The organism is Vibrio sp. PNB23_22_6, from assembly GCF_052877535.1.
This window is the reverse complement of sequence record NZ_JBNFXP010000003.1, coordinates 270,521-292,450: the sequence shown is the minus strand read 5'-3', so window position 1 is coordinate 292,450 and position 21,930 is coordinate 270,521. Positions and strand designations below refer to the sequence as shown.

Annotated in this window: 23 protein-coding genes and 1 tRNA gene; 5 read left to right on the top strand and 19 right to left on the bottom strand. The window is 45.3% G+C overall.

The window, feature by feature from the left end; translation table 11 throughout:
* Window positions 1-221 precede the first annotated feature (221 nt).
* Together ACVA54_RS04470 and ACVA54_RS04465 are read right to left on the bottom strand one after the other, a co-directional pair.
* Window positions 222-309 (bottom strand) — tRNA-Ser (locus ACVA54_RS04470).
* A 144-nt stretch (window positions 310-453) separates the two neighbouring features.
* The gene (locus ACVA54_RS04465) at window positions 454-903 is read right to left on the bottom strand and encodes an L-alanine exporter AlaE (RefSeq protein ID WP_099078650.1); all 450 of its coding nucleotides are present in this window, start codon (window positions 901-903) and stop codon (window positions 454-456) included.
* A 506-nt stretch (window positions 904-1,409) separates the two neighbouring features.
* On the opposite strand from ACVA54_RS04465, the gene ACVA54_RS04460 reads away from it, so the two are divergent.
* The gene (locus ACVA54_RS04460; protein ID WP_099078676.1) at window positions 1,410-2,021 is read left to right on the top strand and encodes a YecA/YgfB family protein; all 612 of its coding nucleotides are present in this window, start codon (window positions 1,410-1,412) and stop codon (window positions 2,019-2,021) included.
* Window positions 2,022-2,146: 125 nt separating this feature from the next.
* Here the strand turns inward: ACVA54_RS04460 and ACVA54_RS04455 are convergent, their stop codons facing one another.
* The 17 genes from ACVA54_RS04455 to aspS all read right to left on the bottom strand — a co-directional run bounded on the left by ACVA54_RS04455 (window position 2,147) and on the right by aspS (window position 17,940).
* On the bottom strand, window positions 2,147-3,190 hold the full coding sequence (locus tag ACVA54_RS04455; RefSeq protein WP_099078649.1) for a potassium channel protein: 1,044 nt from the start codon (window positions 3,188-3,190) through the stop codon (window positions 2,147-2,149).
* A 118-nt stretch (window positions 3,191-3,308) separates the two neighbouring features.
* Window positions 3,309-4,370 carry a quinolinate synthase NadA gene (gene nadA / locus ACVA54_RS04450; protein WP_119463391.1) on the bottom strand — a complete coding sequence of 354 codons (1,062 nt, stop codon included), beginning with the start codon at window positions 4,368-4,370 and terminating at the stop codon, window positions 3,309-3,311.
* 203 nt (window positions 4,371-4,573) lie between these two features.
* Window positions 4,574-5,329, bottom strand: a complete 756-nt coding sequence (ybgF, locus tag ACVA54_RS04445; RefSeq protein ID WP_099078647.1) for a tol-pal system protein YbgF — start codon at window positions 5,327-5,329, stop codon at window positions 4,574-4,576.
* Window positions 5,330-5,344: 15 nt separating this feature from the next.
* Window positions 5,345-5,866, bottom strand: a complete 522-nt coding sequence (gene pal, locus ACVA54_RS04440; protein ID WP_099078646.1) for a peptidoglycan-associated lipoprotein Pal — start codon at window positions 5,864-5,866, stop codon at window positions 5,345-5,347.
* A gap of 33 nt (window positions 5,867-5,899) precedes the next feature.
* A complete protein-coding gene (gene tolB, locus ACVA54_RS04435) occupies window positions 5,900-7,252 on the bottom strand; it encodes a Tol-Pal system beta propeller repeat protein TolB (RefSeq protein WP_099078645.1) in 1,353 nt (450 codons plus the stop codon).
* Window positions 7,253-7,265: 13 nt separating this feature from the next.
* The gene (gene tolA, locus ACVA54_RS04430) at window positions 7,266-8,333 is read right to left on the bottom strand and encodes a cell envelope integrity protein TolA (protein ID WP_446617040.1); all 1,068 of its coding nucleotides are present in this window, start codon (window positions 8,331-8,333) and stop codon (window positions 7,266-7,268) included.
* A gap of 13 nt (window positions 8,334-8,346) precedes the next feature.
* The gene (gene tolR, locus ACVA54_RS04425; protein ID WP_099078643.1) at window positions 8,347-8,790 is read right to left on the bottom strand and encodes a protein TolR; all 444 of its coding nucleotides are present in this window, start codon (window positions 8,788-8,790) and stop codon (window positions 8,347-8,349) included.
* Between the two features lie 3 nt (window positions 8,791-8,793).
* Window positions 8,794-9,492, bottom strand: coding sequence for a protein TolQ (gene tolQ / locus ACVA54_RS04420; protein ID WP_099078642.1), 699 nt, complete (start codon window positions 9,490-9,492; stop codon window positions 8,794-8,796).
* The gene (gene ybgC / locus ACVA54_RS04415) at window positions 9,482-9,901 is read right to left on the bottom strand and encodes a tol-pal system-associated acyl-CoA thioesterase (protein WP_099078641.1); all 420 of its coding nucleotides are present in this window, start codon (window positions 9,899-9,901) and stop codon (window positions 9,482-9,484) included. Before ybgC ends, tolQ begins: the two co-directional genes overlap by 11 nt.
* 171 nt (window positions 9,902-10,072) lie before the next feature.
* Entirely contained in the window at window positions 10,073-10,375 is a 303-nt protein-coding gene (gene ybgE / locus ACVA54_RS04410) for a cyd operon protein YbgE (protein ID WP_099078640.1), read from the bottom strand.
* Entirely contained in the window at window positions 10,368-10,475 is a 108-nt protein-coding gene (gene cydX / locus ACVA54_RS04405) for a cytochrome bd-I oxidase subunit CydX (protein WP_099078639.1), read from the bottom strand. Before cydX ends, ybgE begins: the two co-directional genes overlap by 8 nt.
* Before the next feature lie 12 nt (window positions 10,476-10,487).
* Window positions 10,488-11,624: a cytochrome d ubiquinol oxidase subunit II gene (gene cydB, locus ACVA54_RS04400; protein ID WP_099078638.1), complete on the bottom strand. Its 1,137-nt coding sequence runs from the start codon at window positions 11,622-11,624 to the stop codon at window positions 10,488-10,490.
* Between the two features lie 17 nt (window positions 11,625-11,641).
* Entirely contained in the window at window positions 11,642-13,228 is a 1,587-nt protein-coding gene (cydA, locus tag ACVA54_RS04395; RefSeq protein WP_099078637.1) for a cytochrome ubiquinol oxidase subunit I, read from the bottom strand.
* Window positions 13,229-13,688: 460 nt separating this feature from the next.
* Window positions 13,689-14,693, bottom strand: a complete 1,005-nt coding sequence (gene ruvB, locus ACVA54_RS04390; RefSeq protein ID WP_099078636.1) for a Holliday junction branch migration DNA helicase RuvB — start codon at window positions 14,691-14,693, stop codon at window positions 13,689-13,691.
* A gap of 21 nt (window positions 14,694-14,714) precedes the next feature.
* Window positions 14,715-15,326: a Holliday junction branch migration protein RuvA gene (gene ruvA, locus ACVA54_RS04385; RefSeq protein WP_099078635.1), complete on the bottom strand. Its 612-nt coding sequence runs from the start codon at window positions 15,324-15,326 to the stop codon at window positions 14,715-14,717.
* Window positions 15,327-15,468: 142 nt separating this feature from the next.
* Window positions 15,469-15,990: a crossover junction endodeoxyribonuclease RuvC gene (ruvC, locus tag ACVA54_RS04380; RefSeq protein ID WP_099078634.1), complete on the bottom strand. Its 522-nt coding sequence runs from the start codon at window positions 15,988-15,990 to the stop codon at window positions 15,469-15,471.
* Between the two features lie 174 nt (window positions 15,991-16,164).
* On the bottom strand, window positions 16,165-17,940 hold the full coding sequence (gene aspS / locus ACVA54_RS04375) for an aspartate--tRNA ligase (RefSeq protein ID WP_099078633.1): 1,776 nt from the start codon (window positions 17,938-17,940) through the stop codon (window positions 16,165-16,167).
* Window positions 17,941-18,213: 273 nt separating this feature from the next.
* On the opposite strand from aspS, the gene ACVA54_RS04370 reads away from it, so the two are divergent.
* From ACVA54_RS04370 to ACVA54_RS04355, 4 genes are all read left to right on the top strand, one after another.
* Entirely contained in the window at window positions 18,214-19,080 is an 867-nt protein-coding gene (locus ACVA54_RS04370; protein ID WP_446596194.1) for a DUF72 domain-containing protein, read from the top strand.
* Window positions 19,081-19,184: 104 nt separating this feature from the next.
* Window positions 19,185-19,922 (top strand): carboxy-S-adenosyl-L-methionine synthase CmoA, encoded by a 738-nt coding sequence (gene cmoA, locus ACVA54_RS04365; RefSeq protein WP_099078631.1) that lies wholly within the window; start codon window positions 19,185-19,187, stop codon window positions 19,920-19,922.
* Window positions 19,923-19,989: 67 nt separating this feature from the next.
* Window positions 19,990-20,961 (top strand): tRNA 5-methoxyuridine(34)/uridine 5-oxyacetic acid(34) synthase CmoB, encoded by a 972-nt coding sequence (gene cmoB / locus ACVA54_RS04360; protein ID WP_099078630.1) that lies wholly within the window; start codon window positions 19,990-19,992, stop codon window positions 20,959-20,961.
* A 220-nt stretch (window positions 20,962-21,181) separates the two neighbouring features.
* Window positions 21,182-21,928 carry an ATP-dependent zinc protease family protein gene (locus ACVA54_RS04355; protein WP_119463396.1) on the top strand — a complete coding sequence of 249 codons (747 nt, stop codon included), beginning with the start codon at window positions 21,182-21,184 and terminating at the stop codon, window positions 21,926-21,928.
* Window positions 21,929-21,930: the final 2 nt, after the last annotated feature.

Sequence of the window (21,930 nt, the reverse complement as noted above, 5' to 3'; positions counted from 1 at the left end):
ATCAGTTGTCGCCAGTAGAGTATGAAAAGCAATATGAAATCAAGTTAAAGAGTGTCTACTGATTTGGTGGCTATTCAATCCTTAAGTGGCATCACTTTTAGCATCACAAAAAGAGCTAGATTTGGCTAGAAAAGGTCAGAAAGTACAAGAATTGGTAAGAAGATAAAATTCTGATTTATATAACGAAAAAAGCCCCTGCTAGAAAGCAGGGGCTCTAAATGTGGCGGTGAGTGAGAGATTCGAACTCTCGATACGTTGCCGTATACACACTTTCCAGGCGTGCTCCTTCAGCCACTCGGACAACTCACCGAATCAAATTGTGGTTAGCATCATTGGCTAACAAGGCGCTAATTTAATGATTATGTGCCTGATGGTCAAGGCTAAATATAAAAAAAAGCACCCTTTTTCGTTTGTTTGCTCATTATCTAGCTAAATTGAGCAAAAGTGGGACAATTACGCGCCTTGATAGTAACCCGGCACACGGAACCAACGACGGCACTGATCGAGGAAGTAGCCGTAAAGTACTCCCATGCCACAAGACACCACTGCATTACTAGCGACGGCAGTGATGATTTGCTCCGTTGATGCTCCAACGGCAAATAAGATACCTGCGTAAACCGGTGACTGGAACAATACATACGCCACTAAATCAGACACGTTTTTTATAACAGACGAAGGAGATACCTTTTTACCTTGGCGCAGCACCCAATCGCGGAACATGCCGTAAGGCCAAGCAATCGCGATGTTTACTGGAATAGACAATGTACGCGATGCTAGGGACTGTTCAAACGTCATACCCGAAATCAAAATTTCAATAACCATCCCAGTGATAAAACAAAACACCACCATAGCAAAAGTATCCGCTGCAGCATTACGAATACAAAATGGTCCACGCGACTTCATTTACAACCTCTAACATCAAACACCAACATACATGGCAAACAAAAGATAACTTACTACACCATAAGACCTATGTAGTTGTTGAGACTATTAAATCATAAGTTATTCAGTTTAAATAACCATTTTAATTGTTAAGTTGTAAATTAATAACCACATTTAGCCATTAAGATAGAGAATCTCACCAGCACTAGCAAAATCAGCCATAAAACGGCCTAAACTGAAGCTTAAAAACGTAATTTATTTACTTTCCAAATGAGTTAGCCAATGAAAACATGCAGATTGATGGCAGAATATATGGCCATAGTCATTCAAATAAGCACACTTATGCTAACCAGGAGATGAGATTCGGAGAAAACCGGCAGCCTAGATAATTGCAGAGACAGTGAAGCACTAGCTATCAGAGCAAGAGGGGGGATTTCCAAGTGAAGGGCTAATTTACATAAATCTAAACACCCCCTACCCTTTGGAGTCGCATAGGTATATCGATTTATGCCTGATTGATTGGTAAGATAAGCGCAATCAACCAATCCATTAACAAATGGTATTTTATTTTGAAACTACAAGATATTCTTTCTCTTCCAGAGCTTGACGGAAAACTACTAAACCTGGCGAAAACTCAGGGCTTCGTGACAGCGATGGCGTCAGCACCAAACGTATTGATGCCTCAAGAGTGGCTACCATTTCTGTGGGGCGGAGAAGAAACTGCGCCATTTTCTGATGGCGAGCAACTAGAACAATACATTGATGAGATCGTACAAATGTGGAACCAGGCACGTCCTGCGCTTCTTGACGGGTCTTGGCAGTGGCCTGAAGGTTGTACTTTGGATGAGCAAGACATTATTTCTGCAACCACTCGTGATTTCTGCGAGGGTGTGCTTCAAGGTTGGCAACTTGCTCGTGATGATTGGGAAACACTGATGCCGGAAGACAGCGAAGACAACGCGTTGCTTGGGGGGGTTCTTCTTTCTCTGACCATGCTTTACGATCCAGAAACCACCATCGCGGCACTTGCAGAACAAGGCATAGAAGGTTTGGAGCAATTTGAAGAGATCTTCAATGCAGTACCAATGATGCTTAGCGGTCTGACTCAGCGTGGTGTGACGCTCGCTGAAGATCAATAATCACAACTAAAAAGCTCTCCTAGGCCTAGGAGAGCTTTTTTTGATCACGTTGAAATAAATGTGGAACGTAACACGCCATACCTTGCTTCACTAACCAACGGCCAACAGGTTGGCAACGATATGCATTATTTGTCTTTGTTCATGTCTGTCCAAGAGAAATCTTCAATACGCTCGTCTGCAATGTAAAACAACTTGGTATTGGCTGGTACTGCTGCCTCTAGATCAGGGTTGAGTTCGATACCATTTCCAAGATCAACCGCGATCAATGTGGCTTGATGACGCTGCTTAATAAATCCGAAGATCGTTTCTACGCTTGTCGGTGGTTGGTTTTCTGGATAAATCACTGAGTATTGCGTCATTCCTCGGGTCGAGGCTAACAGTTCTTGATGCAGCGCACTCGAGCCAGGGTCGACCGCCGCTTTTGCCAACATCTCTGCACCAACGGCGGGGATACACTCGGCTTTCGGACAATGCTGACTGAGCAATCGGCCTAGCGCTTCGTCTTTGAAGTAGGCGAGCAAGTGTGCGTCAGGATTCACGGAGGCACAATACAAAGCGGCCGAGAGGGTAATATCATCACTTAGGTTATCAACAATGATACAGTTGGCACTGGTGATGTTAGCGTTCTTCATCTCCTGCGCATCGGTGTAACTGTTCACCTTGATAAAACCAATCTCACCCGGTAATGGGTTTTCTATGTCTGAGCGGCTGCATAACACGATTGGGCGCTTGCCTTCCTCTTCATGCTGCAACATACGGATAAGGTGCATGGTACGTGCGCCATTCCAACCCAATAATACGATATGATTTTCCACTTTTACTCTCCGTTTACCCAATATCCCTGCTCGCCAATAATCAATCGCCCCTCCTGCTACTCGCCCTAAAATAGCAGCGAATAAACTCAAACCACCCGGGATAATAAACAACACGACTACCCACTTGCCAATATCAGTGACCGGTGAATGGTCACCATAACCCACCGTTGAAGCGGTGACCATTAAGTAGTAGATGAAGTTTGCGAAGTTATCCGTCAGTGCGCGCTCTCCAGCAAGAGCCAACAACAACCATGAGATGGTAATATAAGCGCCACTGATGACGAGAAGGTTTCGGTTGCTCAATTTGAAAAAATGGGTGCTTAACCACTTTTTCAGTACTAGCCACACTGCCATACGTTTCCGATTCCTTTCTAATTGCGATAACTAAATACTAACCCATTGATTGTAAGAAACAAAAAAACCAGCCATATTCGGCTGGTTTTTGAGATTTAACTTAACAATTTACAAATGCTTAAGCGTTGCCTTTCACTTGCATGTTGAGCTGCTCAGCGAAATCTAGCATACGGTTCAGTGGGATAAGCGATTTCACACGTAGTGCTTCATCCACGAAAATCTCATGCTCTTCACCACCTTCACTCAACGCTTTTTCAATTGCTTTAAGGCCGTTCATCGCCATCCAAGGACAGTGTGCACAGCTACGACATGTCGCACCTGCACCTGCAGTTGGTGCTTCAATCAATTCTTTTTCTGGAACAAGCTGCTGCATCTTAAAGAAGATGCCTTTGTCAGTTGCAACAATCATTTGCTGATGAGGCAACGCTTTCGCTGCTTTGATGAGTTGACTCGTCGAGCCCACAGCATCGGCAAGCTCAACCACACTAGCAGGGGACTCAGGGTGCACTAGTATTGCGGCGTCTGGATAAACGCTCTTCATTTTACGCAGCGCATCAGCCGAAAACTCATCGTGAACCACACACTCACCTTGCCATAGCAACATGTCTGCGCCAGTTTTGTTCGCAATATACGAGCCTAGGTGACGGTCAGGGCCCCAAATGATTGGTTTATCTTCTGCATCTAGGTGTTCAACGATTTCAAGAGCGATACTTGACGTTACGACCCAGTCAGCACGAGCTTTAACAGCCGCAGAAGTATTGGCGTATACAACAACGGTATGGTCAGGGTGCGCATCACAGAATTCGCTGAACTTGTCCGCCGGGCAACCAAGATCAAGTGAACATTCTGCATCTAATGTTGGCATTAGAATGTGTTTTTCAGGTGTTAAGATCTTTGCAGACTCGCCCATAAAGCGAACGCCAGCGATGATTAATGTGCTTGCTGGATGACGATTACCAAATTTCGCCATCTCTAACGAATCGCCAACAAAACCGCCCGTTTCCTCCGCCAATGCTTGGATCTCAGGATCGGTGTAGTAGTGCGCGATAAGTACCGCATCTTTCTCTTTAAGCAGTTTCTTAATACGCTCAATGTAAAACGTTTTTTCTTCTTCGCTTAATGGAATTGGTTTTGGTGGGAATGGGTAAACGGTATCAATTTTGTCTAGTATATGGCTCATTGCTCTTGCTCTACGCAATTTCCTTTAATCCGTACATTGTAACCTTGTTAATTTTTAAAAACCAACCCGTTACAAGAATTTCTGTCACCCTAACCTTATATCTTTGTTAGACATAACAATTCTTCCATTTACGGAAGGAACAGGGATCACAAGGTAACCCAACTAAGCAAAAAAGAGAGCGTAAGCTCTCTTTTTTATCAATACTATTTCAGCTTTGAACTGGCGACTTTGGCTGAAGCACTGCCAGCGTATTCGTCCACCACTTGCTGGTAGTATTTCTTCGCCTGCTCTGCATTGTTGTTACGTTCTGCGATATCGCCCAATTTAACTAATGCATCTGCACGTTTGTTTGAGTCTTTGTAAGAGACCACAGCGGCAAAGCTTTTTACCGCATCTTTATCTTGCTTCTTAGCAAAGTACAACTGGCCAAGCCAGTAGTGAGAGTTTGCTGAGTAAGTGGAATCCGGGTAGTCCTTTTGGAACTGTGTGAACGCTGCAATCGCACCCGCGTAGTCACGCTTTTTAAGAATAAGATCGACCGCGTTTTGATAAGCCGTTTGTTCATCGGCGTTCGATGTATACTTACCAACGGTTTCTGCTGGTTTACTCGGTTCCACTGGCGCAGTTTTCATTTCACCACGCAGGCGATCAAGCTCCACAAACAACTCACGTTGACGTTGCAACATTTGCTGCATTTCGTAGCTATTGCGCTCTAACTGACCACGAAGATCACTGATCTCTTGTGACATTTGGTCAATTTGCTCTTGCATTTGAAGCTGAACGCGGTTGCGATTTTGCAGCAAGCGCTCTAAACGCTCGATATCGGTTTCAGAAGAAGATCGAGTAGATAATGATGATGTGCTGTTGAGATCTGATACTGGGGCCGGTGCAGCGAACGCGAAGTTCGCTGCACTTGCCAGCAACGTAAGCGTAACAGCGCGCTTAGTGTTACTGAACATGAGGTTTACCTCGAATTAGTATACTAGGACCGCACGACGGTTCTTAGCGTAAACATCTTCAGATTGACCTAGAAGAAGTGGCTTCTCTTCACCGTAGCTAACGATAGCGATTTGATCAGCTTGAACACCTAGCGCTTGTAGGTAGTTTGCAACAGCTTGTGCACGACGCTCGCCTAGTGCGATGTTGTACTCAGGGGTACCGCGCTCATCGGCATGACCTTCGATAGTTACTTTAAGTGCTGGGTTCTTGCTTAGGTAAGAAGCATGAGCCGCTAGCATCTCTTCATAATCGCCGGCAATGGTAGAGTTATCAAATGCGAAGTAGATAGTTTGAGTTTCACGTAGCGCTTGCTCTTTAAGTTCTTGCTCCGTAAGTTGACCATTTGGATCGATTGGAGTCACTACTGTCGTTTCTGTACTACCAGTGTTAGTTGCTGCACCAGTACTTGAAGCTGCGTCATCGCTTGAGCTACACGCAGTCATAGCCATTACAGGAATCGCGATTAGTAGTCCTTTGAGAACTTTGTTCAGTTGCATCTTATTTTCCTTCATTAAAAATCAAACTTGTTACTACAAAAACGGTGACCATGCTGGCGCTCTCACGCGCCCATTTGTTGCTGGTAATCTCGCTTTAAATCGACCATCAATTGACACCATCGATAGTACGTTTTTCTTATTGTAAATCGAGCTATAAATAACCATGCCACCATTTGGGGCAATACTCGGTGACTCATCAAGCAACGTTTTTGTTAATACCTCAAGCGCGCCTGTTTCCAAATCTTGTTTTGCCAAATTGAAACCTGAGTCACTGCGATTCACCATGACGAGGAATCGGCCATCTGGTGTAATTTGACCACCTAAGTTTTGACTGCCTTGCCACGTCAAACGGCTAGTCGAACCGCTGTCCAAATTTACTTGATAAATCTGTGGTTTACCACCCCTATCCGATGTGAAAATTAACGATTTACCATCAGGATACCAGAAAGGTTCGGTATTATTTGATCTGCCACTCGTAATTTGCGTCAACTTGCGAGTTTTTAGATCCAATGTGTACACCTGTAATGACCCCGTCTTTGACAGAACCAAAGCTAATTGGCTGCCGTCCGGCGAAAATCTTGGTGCGCCATTATGGCGAGGGTATGACGTTATTTTTTCACGTTCGCCAGTGTAAATGTTCATGATGAAAATTTCCGCCTGCCCATTCTGGAAGCTCACATAAGCAAGTTTTTGACCATCTGGCGACCATGCTGGCGACATCAGTGGCTGTTTAGAACGCAGCACCAAACGCTCGTTGTAACCGTCATAATCAGCAACACGCAATTGGTAAGGGAAGCGATCTTTATCGTCCACGACCACGTAAGCGATACGTGTCATAAACGCACCACGCTCACCGGTTAGCTGTTCATACACTAGGTCGGAAATACGATGAGCATACTCTCGCATACGCGGGCCTTCAAGGGTGGCCACCTTGTTGAACAACACGTGATCTTTAGACAGCACTAACTCACCATCCCCGCCTAACGCTTTGCTTTGTCCGCCTGTTAACTGACCACGCACAACGTCCACAAGCTGGTAATTCACCACGTAGTTACCTTGCTCATTTTTCGCAATTGATCCCGTCAGTAGCGCGTCAACACCTAAGTTTGTCCATGCATCAAAGTTCACCTCCGATTCATTAAACGGTGTCTGTGGCATTTTGTTCGTCGGTACTGGGCTGAATTTACCGCTACGTTGTAAATCGGAAGCAATTACAGCAGAAATATCGGTTGGAAGTGGTTCACTGCCTTCCCATTTAAATGGAACAACAGCAATGGGGCGTGCTGAATCAATACCATCGGTAATCACCAGCTCTAATGCAGCGTGAGCTACACTCGTAAGACTGCCAAGCAGTACAAACATTCCTAGTAAAAGGCGTTTAATCACGTCTCAGTTCCTTTTAGTCCAAAGCAACAGTTAAGTTGATATCTTTTAGTCTTTCATTGACCGCATCTTCTGACGATTTAGGGAAAGTCCCTACCTGCGCAATCGCACTTTTCGCCGCGGCACATACGCGAGAGTCGCCACCTAACACGGTAATGCCCGCCACCATCATGTCTGTTCCTGTAGGGATCAGTCTGATGTTTACCCTACACTCTTTTCCCAACAGGTAGTCATCCTTAATCAACCTTTGCTGAATATTTTGAGTATAGATAGATGACATGCGAGAGAGCTCATCGTCAATAAAACGGTTACGTGCGGCACTGTTTTGACTCGCCTCACTTTCAAGGCCAGAAAAAATATCGTTCAGCGCCGCTTCTTGCTCTTTGCGTTCTCGTTCTAAGCGTTCAAGACGCTCTTTTTCTTTGCGTGCTTTCTCAGCAGCCTCTTTGGCTGCCTTTTCTTTCGCGATGCGTTCTTGCTCGGCTTTTGCTGCAGCTTCACGTTCACGTTTCGCTTTCTCTTCCGCTTCTTTCGCGGCTTTTTCACGTGTAACACGCTCCTGCTCGGCTTTCGCTATCGCCGCTTCTTTGGCTAAACGCTCCTGCTCCGCTTTACGCACTGCCTCTTCTTTGGCTTTACGTTCGTTTTCCGCTTTTTCAGCTCGCACTTTCTCTTTACGAGTCCGTTCTTCTTCTGCCTTGCGTTCTTGTTCTTTCTTCTTGCGAGCAACTTCGGCTTCACGAGCGGCTTGCGCATCTTTTGCTTGCTGCTCTTTAAGCTTACGAATCTGTTCTTCTTCTGCTTTACGATTTTTTTCAAGCTGCTCAGCTTCGCGTCTTAGTTTATCAAGACGGTCTTGCTCCTTTTTGACCGCCTTTTCGCGTTGCTGACGAATCTCCTTCGCTTGTTGCTGAACAAGTTTTGGGTCAATCACGATGGCCTGAACCATCTGTCCTGTAGGCTCAGGCTTAGACATGGTAAAGTCTGTCCCCCAAAGCAGAGCCACAACAAGAATCGCATGCAAACCAACCGATATTGCTATCGGTTTGGCGTATTCTTTGGATTTCTTCTTGTTATCTTTCATAGATATTCGATGTCTATTCTCTGATATCAGTCATCAGACCCACTTTAGGAATGCCAGCACGACTTAACTCATCTAGTAGAATGACCACGTCGGCATACGGAGTTGCCGCATCACCACCAACTGCAACGGGAGAATCAGGTTTGATAGAACGTTCAGCTTTCACATGCACAATCACATCTTGCAATGACAGACCACGTTGCATCTCTTCATCATTCACGCTTAGGCCTAAATTACCGTCACGATCAATTTCAATAATGATGAAGCTACTGTCTGTATCACCTGCGAGTTCTTGCATGGATTCAGCGGTGGATGTTTTTGGAAGATCAACATCCACCCCTTGAGTGACAAATGGTGCGGTCGCCATGAAAATGATCAGCAATACAAGCATAACGTCGATATATGGAACAACGTTGATTTCTGCTGTCATTTTGCGCTTTTTAGGTTGGTAACCCGCCATGACTTATTCCTTACTTGCGCTGTCTCGACCCGCCATTGCTTGACGGTGCAAAATGCTGTGGAATTCTTCAGAGAAAGTGGCGTAGGTGTGCTCAAGCTTGCTCACTTTGTTGCTTAATCGGTTGTAAGCCATCACGGCAGGAATCGCGGCAAACAGGCCCATTGCTGTAGCGATAAGTGCTTCTGCGATACCTGGCGCAACCATCGAAAGGGTCGCTTGCTTTACCTCACCTAACGCGATAAATGCGTGCATGATCCCCCACACCGTACCAAACAGGCCGATGTATGGGCTGATAGAACCCACTGTTGCCAGAAAAGGTAAACTGGTCTCCAGTTCATCAACTTCACGAGCAACCGCAACACGCATTGCACGACCGGTGCCTTCCATGATGTAAGCAGGAGAGTTTGCGTTACTCTTACGTAAGCGGGCAAACTCAGTGAATCCTGCGTAGAAGATTTCTTCTGTCCCTTCAATGTCGTCTTTACGACCTTTCACTTTTTGATATAACTGAGAAAGGTCAGTGCCCGACCAAAACTTATCTTCAAACGACTCCGCACTTTTCGATGCCTGAGACAGTACTTTGCTGCGCTTAATGATCATTGCCCATGATGCGATTGACATACCTAGTAGGGTTAGCATCACAAGCTTTACCAACAGACTGGCCTGAAGAAAGAGGTCTAAAATGGAAATATCAGCAGTCACTATTTGTTAGCTCCGAATTTATCAATGATGGAATAGCTATTGGCTTCATTTTCTTATTATCGATACATGCTACCTTAACAATTGCCTTGCACAATGTTTTGCCTTCATCATTGACTAACTCTTGACAGAATTGCAGGGACGCACGTTTTATTTCTGACACTCGGGTTAGAACGGTCAAATGCTCGTCTAATCTAGCCCCTTGGTTGAAATCGATATCCATGTGTCGGACAACAAAGCCTATGTTTTGTTCCAATAACACATGTTGAGAAATGCCTTTTGCACGCAACATTTCAGTGCGTGCACGTTCAAAGAATTTTAAATAATTTGAGTGATATACAACGCCACCCGCATCGGTATCTTCATAATACACGGTGATCGGCCAGCGGAAGGGATTTGTTGTGCCTAGCAAGGGAGTTCCAATACATTCAATTCTTTAAAGCAATCACTATAACTGAAGCGGCCATAATTGGTACTAAGCTAATAGAATATTTTTGATTTTTGTAGAAAAAATAAAAGCCAAGCGAAGCGCTTGGCTTTTGTTCGATGATTTAGTAACCAACTGCATTGTTGAGTGTAACGTCTACATGAAATACAGTGCAGTCAGATAAATTAAGATAGCGAGTGAAAAATATGGGCTAAACAACACTTGCCAGTACCATTTTTTCGGCTTGAAGCCCACCCCATACACCATGCTTGAGCACATTGCCCAAATCATTGCCGGAACGATCACTGCGTTAAAGCCACCAATTGCTCGATGGTAAGCATCAGGATCCCACATCACCAATCCTACGTGCATCAAACCGAGGATTAGAGATAAGACTCTCAAGGGAGTCTTATCCATTGGGGCGTGTAACTTTGCTACCTTGTCAGCGAGATTACTCACTGTCTTCATCCATCATTTCTGTGTGCTCTAACCAAAGAGCATTGATGATACCGAATGCACAAGCAAGTAGTACACCTAGAATCCACGCGAAATACCACATAGTCAATGCCCCTTAGTAAAGTGAGTTTTTGTTTTCTTCAATGAACTTGTCATCAAGGCGACCAAACATCTTGTAGTAAGTCCAAGACGTGTAAGCAAGGATGATTGGAACCATGACAAACGCAACACCTGTCATTAGGTTTAACGTCAATTCCGATGATGTTGCATCCCACATCGTTAAGCTGTGGCTTGGTACAAGATCCGACGGCATGATGAATGGGAACATAGCAAAACCAGCAGTAAAGATGACACCGGCGTTACCAAGGCTTGAAGTCAAGAACGCCAAACCACACTTTTCTAGACGTGATGCCAACACAGCCAGCAGCGGCATTGCCATGCCTAATACCGGCGCAGCCCACAGTAGAGGGTAATTTTCAAAGTTCTTCATCCACGCACCTGCCTCACGAATCACTTCTTTATTCAGAGGGTTTGATGGTGCCGCTGTATCGATGCCACCCACAATTACGTAACCGTCGATATTTTGGATCCAGAAACCAGCCACAACAAAAGCAACCACTGTTAGTAGACCAGTAAGCTGAGCTACGTTACGAGCACGTGTGTGTACTTCGCCAGTGGTCTTCATTTGTAGCCAAGTCGCACCTTGCATCAGGATCATGAACAAGCTAACTAGACCACATAGCAGTGCAAATGGGTTTAGTAGGCCAAAGAATGAACCGTGGTACGTTGGCATCAGGAAATCGTTCAACTGGAATGGTACACCTTGTAGAAGATTACCAAACGCCACACCAAAGATGATTGGTGGAACGAAGCCACTGATTGAGATACAAATATCCCAAGTATTACGCCATTTTTTGTCTTCAATTTTTGAACGGTAGTCCAAACCAATTGGACGTAGCCAAAGTGCAGCCAGAGTGAGGATCATCGCTAGGTAGAAACCTGAGAACGATGTCGCGTAAACCAAAGGCCAAGCGGCGAACAATGCACCACCAGCGGTGATAAGCCAAACTTGGTTACCATCCCAGTGCGGAGCAATTGAGTTAATCATGACACGACGTTGCGTGTCGTTTTTGCCGATAATAGGTACAAGCGCGCCCACACCCATATCGAAACCATCTGTAATTGCAAAACCAACTAGTAGAACACCGATCAGTACCCACCAGATGAGTCGCAAGATTTCGTAATCAAACATCTTGTTATCTCCTTGCTTTACGCTTCTACTTGGCGGCTAACTTTGTCTTCAACAGAGTCAGCATTTTGCTCGAAGTGGTAGCGGCCTGTTTTTAGGCTACTTGGACCTTTACGTGCGAATTTCACCATTAGGTATACTTCTGCAATCAGGAATACCGTGTAAAGCGCTAGAATTGCAAATAGTGACGTCCAGATTTGAGCCGCGGTCAGTGCTGACGCCGCGACGTAAACTGGCAGGATTTCACCTACAGCCCACGGCTGACGACCGTATTCTGCAACAAACCAACCTGCTTCAATAGCAATCCAAGGTAGTGGAATACTGAATAGTGCGGCTTTAAGAACCCATTGTTTTTGTTCGATTTTCTGACGACATGTTTGAACGAATGCCGCACCAAATACGAATAGCATGATGAAGCCACACGCCACCATGATGCGGAACGACCAGAATAGAGGCCATACTGTCGGAATAGAATCATCCGCCGCAGCTTGGATTTGATCTTCAGTCGCATCAACAACATTGTCAGTGTAACGTTTTAGAAGTAGACCGTAACCTAGATCACCTTTCACTTCATCAAACGCTGTCATGTTCGCTTCAGACTTGTCGCCCGCACGCAGTTTCTCTAATAGCTCATACGCATACATACCAGTACGGATACGATCTACGTGGTCATCACGTAGCTCACGCAGGCCTGTTACTTGCTCATCGAATGAACGTGTCGCGATAATGCCCATTACGTAAGGGATCTTGATAGCGTAGTCCGTTTCCATTGTCTCTTGGTTTGGTAAACCAAACAGAGTAAACGCCGCCGGTGCTGGCTCTGTGTGCCATTCAGCTTCTACTGCCGCCAGTTTCACTTTTTGAACTTCACCAAGCTCGTAGCCTGATTCATCACCAAGGACGATGGTAGACAAGATTGCTGCCATACCAAAAGATGCAGCAATAGCAAATGAACGACGCGCGAATGCGATATCACGACCTTTAATTAGGTAGTATGAGCTAATACCAAGGATAAACATTGCACCACAGGTATAACCTGATGCCACAGTGTGAACAAATTTCACCTGTGCCACTGGGTTTAGCACCACGTCAGCAAAGCTCACCATTTCCATACGCATGGTTTCAAAATTGAACTCCGCACCCACTGGGTTTTGCATCCAACCGTTAGCGATAAGAATCCAAAGTGCAGAGAAGTTAGAGCCCAATGCAACCAGCCAGGTTACCGCCAAGTGCTGACGTTTAGATAGACGATCCCACCCGAAGAAGAATAGACCAACAAAAGTGGACTCCAGGAAGAAAGCGACCAAAGCTTCGATCGCCAGTGGCGCACCGAAGATGTCCCCTACATAGTGGGAGTAGTAAGACCAGTTCGTACCAAACTGGAATTCCATGGTAAGGCCAGTAGCCACACCAAGGGCAAAGTTAATACCAAAAAGCTTACCCCAGAACTTGGTCATGTCCTTGTAGATTTGCTTGTTCGTCATTACGTACATCGATTCCATAATGGCCAAAAGGAAGGCCATACCAAGGGTCAATGGTACGAATAGGAAGTGATACATCGCTGTCAGTGCAAACTGCAACCGCGATAGATCAACTACGTCAATCATGGTAACTCCTATGTGTCGGCTGAATGACACTCTCTACATATTGCAATCTATTTCCAGGTGTTATCCACACTTGAAAAGTGTTGAAATATCACAGCAAGTTGTTGCAAAAATGTGCTTCATTGGTTAGTTAATTGTTAAGCATCAGCTAATATAGCTAAGGCTAATATTACTTGTAAAAACAGATTGTTTCAAAAGGTTTATGGCGAGAAACCGCTTTGATGTGCATCAATATTTATGTGTCGAATTTGAACAAAAAACCATCACAATGATGCAGATCAAACGATATTTAGAGGACATGTTACGGATGAGTAATAAAGAGTAGAAATAACCAGGCTTTGAGGCACAGGGCATTAACAAGCTGCGAACTTTTCTTACCTATAACGCATGAAATAAAATACAACAAATGAGATATAGATCAAAATTTATCAAAGACTGAGCGCGTAACGCTCAGTTGTGAAATTTATTTTTCAATTCCGAAATGAAGATAAGCTCGATCCGTCGCTATTCGTCCGCGAGGGGTTCGTTGCAAATAGCCCTGTTGGATAAGATATGGCTCAAGTACATCTTCAATAGTGTCTTTCTCTTCACCAATTGCCGCGGCCATGTTATCTAGGCCAACAGGCCCACCGCCAAACTTCTCCATGATGGCTAACAGCAGTTTGCGGTCCATATAATCAAACCCTTTTGCGTCGACATCCAACATGTTTAGCGCTTTATCGGCGGTATCAGCACAAATATGACCGTTGCCTTTTACCTCTGCATAGTCTCGTACACGACGTAATAGGCGGTTTGCAATACGAGGCGTACCACGAGCACGGCGAGCCACTTCCAGAGCGCCCTCCGATTCCATAGAAAGACCAAGGCAGTTTGCACTGCGTTGAACGATATCTTGTAGATCGTTCACTTTGTAATATTCAAGGCGCTGTGTAATACCAAAACGATCACGCAATGGGGACGTTAGTGAGCCTGCACGAGTTGTCGCACCGATTAAAGTAAAAGGTGGCAAATCAATTTTAATTGAACGAGCGGCTGGCCCCTCCCCAATCATGATGTCTAACTGATAGTCCTCCATTGCTGGATACAATACCTCTTCAACCATTGGGCTAAGACGGTGGATCTCATCAATGAACAACACATCGTTTTCTTCAAGGTTCGTTAGCAGCGCAGCTAAGTCCCCGGCTTTTTCTAATACAGGACCAGAAGTGGTTCGAATGTTCACTTCCATCTCATTGGCAACGATGTTCGCAAGCGTGGTTTTACCCAAACCTGGAGGACCAAAAATCAAAAGGTGGTCGAGCGCTTCATTTCGCAGTTGAGCGGCTTTGATGAAAATTTCCATCTGAGCGCGCACGTGGTCCTGACCTTGGTAATCCGCCAGCTTTTTAGGACGAATCGCACGGTCAATGACATCTTCATCACGAAACGAAGGATTTTCTGGCGCAATTAAACGATCGGCTTCAATCATATTGTTCCCTTGGACTTTCCGTTACACCATTGACTTTAGTGCGTCACGGATCAGTTGCTCACTGGTCATATCCGGTTTCGCGATCTGAGAAACCACTTTCGATGCTTGAGTCGGCTTGTAGCCTAGAGCAAGAAGCGCACTGATCGCCTCCTCTTCTGCATTATTCGACATCGCACCAGAGTCTGCAGGCGCTGCATCCGTAAATGGCGTAAACAAGTCACCGGCACCCCAGCCTTTCAGGCGATCTTTCATTTCAACCACAAGGCGTTCTGCAGTTTTCTTACCGACACCAGGTAATTTCACCAGTGTAGAAATATCTTCACGCTCAACACACGATACAAACTGAGTTGCCGTCATGCCAGAAAGGATACCTAGACCTAGTTTAGGACCTACGCCGTTCGCTTTGATTACTTCACGGAAAAGTGCACGCTCTTTCACTGTGTTGAAACCGTAAAGCAATTGTGCGTCTTCACGCACAACAAAGTGAGTATAAATAATGGCTTCTTCGCCGACATTTGGCAGTTCGTAGAAACAGCTCATTGGCATCTGAACTTCATAACCAATGCCATTAACTTCAATTAAAACTTCAGGTGGTTGCTTTTCAAGCAGAGTGCCGCGAAGACGTCCAATCACTATAAATACTCTTTAGAAATGAATTTGCGACAGGATAATAAAGAACTGGATAGACATCCAGTTCTTTGTGCGGTGAATGGGTGTTTTTGAGAGAAGGGAAGGTTGTAAAACCGTTGCGTGTGAGGCTGCGAAAGATGCTAATTTATCGATAGCGCCCTCTTCTCGCACTGGAGGCTTTACCAGCAAGGGCAACTAAGGTTTTATTGGTATTGGCATGACAAATCGCCACACCCAATGCATCTGCGGCATCGGCTTGTGGTTTAGCAGGCAGTTTTAACATGTGCTGAACCATATGCTGAACTTGTGTTTTATCTGCTCCACCAGTGCCCACCACGGCCTGTTTAATCAGTCTCGCGGCGTATTCATACACCGGAAGATCAGCGTTAACCGCCGCCACGATGGCACTACCACGCGCTTGCCCAAGCTTAAGTGCAGAATCCGCATTCTTAGACATAAACACCTGTTCAATGGCAAACACATCTGGCTGAAATTGAGTAATGATCTCTGTGACACCTGCGTAGATTTGTTTCAGACGGCCAGGTAATTCTTTTTCAGACATACGAATACAACCGCTGCCCAAATATTGAAGGTGTCGGCCATTTTGGCGAATAACACCATAACCTGTGATACGGGAGCCCGGGTCAATTCCAAGAATGATTGACATGTAAATTCCTATTTAGAAACTATTCCCAAAGGACTTCAAGAGGCAGGATACTTAGCTTTGTCACTGAGTCTGGGATCTCGAGGTTACTTCGGGGGATCTCTTTCACTTAAACAAAAACTCCCGCGGGTGCGGGAGTTTTCTTTATTTATTCGATCGCATGACCTAAATCAGTGCTTATTCAGCGTCTTTCTTTGCCGCCGTTACTGCTATCGCCAGCTCTTCAAGAGCGGCTGGATTTGCAAGGCTTGGAGCATCAGTAAGTAAACACGCCGCTGCTGTTGTTTTAGGGAAAGCGATAACATCACGGATATTATCAGTACCACATAGCAGCATCACTAGGCGGTCTAGACCGAATGCAAGACCTGCGTGTGGAGGCGTACCAAATTTCAGTGCGTCTAATAGGAAGCCAAACTTCAGTTTTTGCTCGTCTGCATCGATACCTAGAATATCAAATACTGCAGCTTGCATTTCTGCGTTATGAATACGTACTGAACCACCGCCCACTTCGTAGCCGTTGATAACCATATCGTACGCATTTGAATTTGCTGATGCAGGGTTCGCTTTCAACTCTTCTGCGGTTAGGCCAAGAGGAGAAGTAAACGGGTGGTGCATCGCATGTAGGTTACCTTCGTCGTCTTCTTCAAACATTGGGAAGTCAACAACCCATAGCGGTTTCCAAGCAGACTTGTCAGTTAGCTCAAGGTCAGTACCTAACTTAAGACGCAGTGCGCCCATCGCTTCAGTCACAACGCGTTTGCTATCAGCACCGAATAGGATGATATCGCCAGTTTCAGCCTGTGTACGCTCAAGTAGCTGCGCCACTACTTCTTCGTTTAGAAATTTAGCCACTGGAGACTGGACACCTTCAAAGCCGGCTGCACGGTCGTTTACTTTCATCCATGCTAGGCCTTTCGCGCCGTAGATACCAACGAAGTTCGTGTACTCATCGATTTGCTTACGAGACAGCGCAGCCCCGCCTGGTACGCGGATCACGGCTACGCGACCTTTTTCATCGTTTGCAGGACCTGAGAATACTTTAAAATCAACATCTTTTAGGATGTCTGCCACGTCAACCAGCTCAAGTGGGTTGCGTAGGTCTGGCTTGTCACTGCCGAAACGACGTGCCGCTTCTTCAAATGACATCACTGGAAATTCGCCCAGATCAACATTTAATAGCTCTTGCCACATTTCACGGATCATCTGCTCCGTTTTTTCACGTACTTGATCAGCCGTCATGAATGACGTTTCGATATCGATCTGAGTGAATTCAGGTTGGCGGTCAGCACGCAGGTCTTCATCACGGAAACACTTAACGATTTGGTAGTAACGATCAAAACCAGACATCATTAGCAGCTGTTTGAATAGCTGTGGTGACTGAGGAAGCGCGTAGAAGCTGCCTTTGTGAACACGGCTTGGTACTAGGTAGTCACGAGCCCCTTCTGGTGTCGCTTTCGTTAGTACAGGAGTTTCGATATCTAGGAAGCCGTTGTCATCTAGGAAACGACGAACAAAGCTAGACGCTTTAGCACGTAGCTTGATGCGGTCGCTCATTTCTGGGCGACGTAGGTCTAAGTAACGGTACTTCAGACGTTGCTCTTCAGAGTTCTTTTGGTTGAAGTCCAGAGGCAGAACGTCAGAGCGGTTAATGATTTCAAGACCTTTCGCAAGGATCTCAACTTCACCCGTTGTCATGTCTTTGTTTACTTGGCTTTCTGGACGAACGCGAACTTCACCAGTTAATTTGATACAGAATTCATTACGAAGTGTGTTAGCCACCTCATACGCATCTGCCATATCTGGATCAACAACTACCTGAACGATACCTTCGCGATCTCGCATATCGATAAAAATAAGACCGCCTAAATCACGACGACGGTTAACCCAGCCGCAAAGTTCTACAGTTTGTCCTGCAAGGGACTTGTTCAGGTGACCACAGTAATGGGTACGCATAATGAAATTCCCAATCTCTCAAATATTGTTAACTACGCTCTGTCAGCCTCATTGCCAAGCAGAGTAAAGATTTATTTATACGCTGAAAGCCTATGAAAATCGACCACTCAACATACAATTAATTGTGTTTTATCATTCACTGGTGCTTTTTAGTACAACAAATGTTCAAAACCACACCAAAACGAAAAAATTGCTGATGATTATAGCGTGAAAATACCTATTTCAGCAAAACTCTCGTAAAGTATCTTTCATCAGAAAAAGAGAAGATGAGCCATGGACATTTTACCCCTTCGACTTGGGCTGACCATGTGGTCGCACAACCAGTGGCAACAAAGCTTTTATGGCCGTGGAACGAAACCTGCTGAACGTTTAGAAAAATACGCACAGGTATTTCATACGGTGGAAGGCAACACCACCTTTTACGCCACACCAACGAGCAATACGGTGCTGAACTGGAAAGCCGCTACTCATGACAATTTTAAGTTCACATTCAAGCTTCCAAAGGCCATTACTCACGAGCAAATGCTAACTGGCTGTGACGAGCAATTGCGAGACTTCATGAAGATGATGGAGCCGCTGCATGAGCGTGTTGGTCAGTGGACGATTCAACTGCCTGCTGCATTTGGACCAGAGCATCTCGGGCGGCTAAAAAAGTTCTGTTCCCGTTTCTCGCCAAACTTTCCACTCGGGGTTGAAGTTCGCAACATGGCGTTTTTCTCCAAGGGAGAAGAGGAACGAGAACTCAACCAATGGTTAGTAGAAAACGGTATTGACCGTATCATCATGGACAGTCGCCCCGTTTTTGCTGCAGAGCCTACCTCTGAAGCCGTCATTGATGCACACCAAAACAAACCTCGTGTTCCTGTCCATGCCATCGCAACGGCTAAGCATCCGATGATTCGCTTTATTGGGCACCCAGATATCGATGATAACTTGCGCTTTTTCGAACCTTGGCTAAAGAAGTTACCCATGTGGGTTGAACAAGGCATTCAGCCTTATTTAATGATCCACACGCCAGATAACGTACTGGCACCAGAACTTGCCGAAAAACTGTATAAACAGCTACAACTTAAGCTCTCGCTGCCGAATTTGACTGTATTCCCAGCGAATGATGGCAACTCGCAAATACAGATGTTTTAGATACGCTGATAATTAAGCAAATGACAGAGGCGCGAATTTCCCATAAAATACGCGCCTTTTTTGATGCCTGACGTTTCAGGCGGCTTGTATGCAGAGATTTGGTTATGAACCCTAAGAGCAATCCAGATACTATTTTTTCGGCTCCAATCGATAAAATTGGGGATTTCACGTTCGATGAACGCGTAGCGGAAGTGTTTCCTGACATGATTCAGCGATCGGTGCCGGGCTATAGCAATATTATTTCTGCAATCGGTATGTTGGCTGAACGTTTTGTTAAACCGCATTCAACTATATACGATTTAGGCTGTTCTTTAGGCGCAGCTACGCTTTCTATGCGTCGTCATATCAAACAAGAAGGTTGCCAAATCATCGCGGTAGACAACTCGCCTGCAATGGTTGAGCGCTGTAAGCTTCACGTAAACGCATACCGCAGTGACACACCAGTCAACGTCGTAGAAGCCGATATTCGTAATATCGAAATCGAAAATGCTTCCGTTGTGGTACTTAACTTCACACTTCAGTTTCTTTCACCAGAAGACCGCTATGCGTTGTTAGAAAAAATCTACGCAGGTCTGCGTCCTGGCGGCATTTTAATTTTGTCGGAAAAGTACGTATTTGAAGATGAAGTGTCGAATGAACTATTGATCGACCTACACCACGATTTCAAACGTGCAAATGGCTACAGCGAGCTAGAAATCAGTCAAAAGCGCAGCGCGATTGAAAATGTGATGCGCCCAGACTCAAAGAAAGACCACAAAGAGCGTTTTGCGAAAATTGGTTTCTCTAGCTATGACGTTTGGTTCCAATGCTTTAACTTTGGCTCAATGTTCGCTATCAAATAGGCCATTTCGCCTGTAAGAAAGATACGATTCATTACTTTTATATCATCAACTCAGCGATTAACTAACTATGTTTAACTTTGCAAATTTCTACCAATTCATTGCCCAAGACACACGTCTTCAACCTTGGTTGAATGTGTTACCACAGCAGCTGACGGACTGGCAAAATGCAGAGCACGGTGACTTTGGTCGCTGGTTGAAAGCACTGAACAAAATCCCAGCGGGCCAGCCAGAGCATGTGGATATCACAAGCTCCGTTACCATTTCAAACAACGAGCCAATGCACACGGGTGAACTGAAAAAGCTCGAAAGCTTACTGCGCACCTTCCACCCTTGGCGTAAAGGTCCATATCATGTTCACGGTATTCATATTGATACTGAATGGCGCAGTGACTGGAAATGGGACCGCGTGCTTCCGCATATTTCACCACTGAAGAATCGCAGTGTTCTTGATGTCGGTTGCGGTAATGGCTACCACATGTGGCGCATGTTAGGTGAAGGTGCTCGTCTTACTGTCGGTATCGATCCTTCTCACCTGTTCCTAATCCAGTTCGAAGCGATTCGTAAACTGATGGGCGATGACCAACGTGCACACCTACTGCCATTGGGCATTGAACAGCTACCGAAGTTAGAAGCCTTCGACACGGTGTTTAGCATGGGCGTGCTTTACCACCGCCGCTCTCCACTGGATCACTTAGTCCAACTAAAAGATCAGTTGGTATCTGGTGGTGAACTCGTGCTAGAAACACTTGTCATTGAAGGTGACGAGAACGCCGTTCTTGTTCCAACCTCTCGTTATGCGCAAATGCGTAACGTGTACTTCTTCCCTTCAGCGAAAGCTTTGAAAGTATGGCTAGAGCTGGTTGGCTTTGAAGATGTCCGCATCGTGGACGAGAACGTCACGTCGGTTGACGAACAACGCACAACGGATTGGATGACACACAATTCACTTCCAGATTACTTAGATCCTAACGATCCAACTAAAACCGTTGAAGGTTACCCTGCACCACGCCGTGCGGTGCTTGTGGCAACTAAGCCATAAATAATTGAGATTTCTGACAGTGTCTTAACTCACTCCCGCCTTTAAGACATTACCCTCTTTTGAATCATATAAAGGATGCGAACAGCATCCTTTGTTTTTTTAGCTTTTCGTCACTAATCCTCACTCTTTGAGAGACTTCAAGAGATTCTTTGTTGTGAGCTTCTGTCGTTCTACGCTAAACTACTAAAAATAAACGACTTCATCCAATCCAAGGTTTTCAATGTTTACACGATTGACTCCGGTTGTTGCCATCGCCCTACTTTCAGGATGTACCCTTACGAAGGGCGAACAGTACCACCAAGAAACGTTAGCCGCTATTCAAGCCTCAGAAACGAATATCAATACTCGCATTTCCAATTTAGAGCTTCAAATCAGTAACCAATCCGATTACATCGATGGCCTTGAGGAGCAAGTCAACAAATTAGAAAGCAAACTCATTACCTTCCGTGATGATGCAATGGCTGAGATTAAAAAACCCAAAGACCCCATCATCGTTCAAGCACCAGCTCCTATTCAAGCGACCCCTACGAATGGCGTTGTGCTTGGCTCGATTGAACGAGTCACGATAGATTCAATCAAACAAACTTTTGATGCTCGTGTCGATACTGGTGCTGCAACCTCTTCATTAAATGCTGTCGACATCGAGGAATTCGAGAGAAACGGCAAAAACTGGGTTCGTTTCCACCTTGCAGACAGCACCAAGTCAGAAGAAGAAAAAAATACCTGGATTGAAGCACCCATTATTCGCTATGTGAAAATTCGACAAGCGACCACGGATGAACTTGAGCGTCGTGCCGTCGTAGAACTTTGGGTTCGAGTCGGAAATATCCATGAAAAAGCACAGTTTACGTTGGCAGATCGTTCTCAAATGAACCATCCTGTTTTGCTAGGAAGAGAATTTATGCGCGACATCGCAGTGGTTGATGTGAGCCGTAAGTACATTCAGACGGAAGAAGACCAAAAATAAAA

Coding starts and splice junctions, on each gene's coding strand:
- cmoB (WP_099078630.1), top strand. CDS start 19,990: ATGTTTAACTTTGCAAATTTCTACCAATTCATTGCCCAAGACACACGT.
- cydX (WP_099078639.1), bottom strand. CDS start 10,475: ATGTGGTATTTCGCGTGGATTCTAGGTGTACTACTTGCTTGTGCATTC.
- ACVA54_RS04455 (WP_099078649.1), bottom strand. CDS start 3,190: ATGGCAGTGTGGCTAGTACTGAAAAAGTGGTTAAGCACCCATTTTTTC.
- ruvC (WP_099078634.1), bottom strand. CDS start 15,990: ATGTCAATCATTCTTGGAATTGACCCGGGCTCCCGTATCACAGGTTAT.
- aspS (WP_099078633.1), bottom strand. CDS start 17,940: ATGCGTACCCATTACTGTGGTCACCTGAACAAGTCCCTTGCAGGACAA.
- ACVA54_RS04465 (WP_099078650.1), bottom strand. CDS start 903: ATGAAGTCGCGTGGACCATTTTGTATTCGTAATGCTGCAGCGGATACT.
- nadA (WP_119463391.1), bottom strand. CDS start 4,370: ATGAGCCATATACTAGACAAAATTGATACCGTTTACCCATTCCCACCA.
- pal (WP_099078646.1), bottom strand. CDS start 5,866: ATGCAACTGAACAAAGTTCTCAAAGGACTACTAATCGCGATTCCTGTA.
- tolA (WP_446617040.1), bottom strand. CDS start 8,333: ATGAAAGATAACAAGAAGAAATCCAAAGAATACGCCAAACCGATAGCA.
- ACVA54_RS04370 (WP_446596194.1), top strand. CDS start 18,214: ATGGACATTTTACCCCTTCGACTTGGGCTGACCATGTGGTCGCACAAC.
- cydB (WP_099078638.1), bottom strand. CDS start 11,624: ATGTTTGATTACGAAATCTTGCGACTCATCTGGTGGGTACTGATCGGT.
- ACVA54_RS04355 (WP_119463396.1), top strand. CDS start 21,182: ATGTTTACACGATTGACTCCGGTTGTTGCCATCGCCCTACTTTCAGGA.
- cydA (WP_099078637.1), bottom strand. CDS start 13,228: ATGATTGACGTAGTTGATCTATCGCGGTTGCAGTTTGCACTGACAGCG.
- cmoA (WP_099078631.1), top strand. CDS start 19,185: ATGAACCCTAAGAGCAATCCAGATACTATTTTTTCGGCTCCAATCGAT.
- ybgF (WP_099078647.1), bottom strand. CDS start 5,329: ATGTTCAGTAACACTAAGCGCGCTGTTACGCTTACGTTGCTGGCAAGT.
- ruvB (WP_099078636.1), bottom strand. CDS start 14,693: ATGATTGAAGCCGATCGTTTAATTGCGCCAGAAAATCCTTCGTTTCGT.
- tolR (WP_099078643.1), bottom strand. CDS start 8,790: ATGGCGGGTTACCAACCTAAAAAGCGCAAAATGACAGCAGAAATCAAC.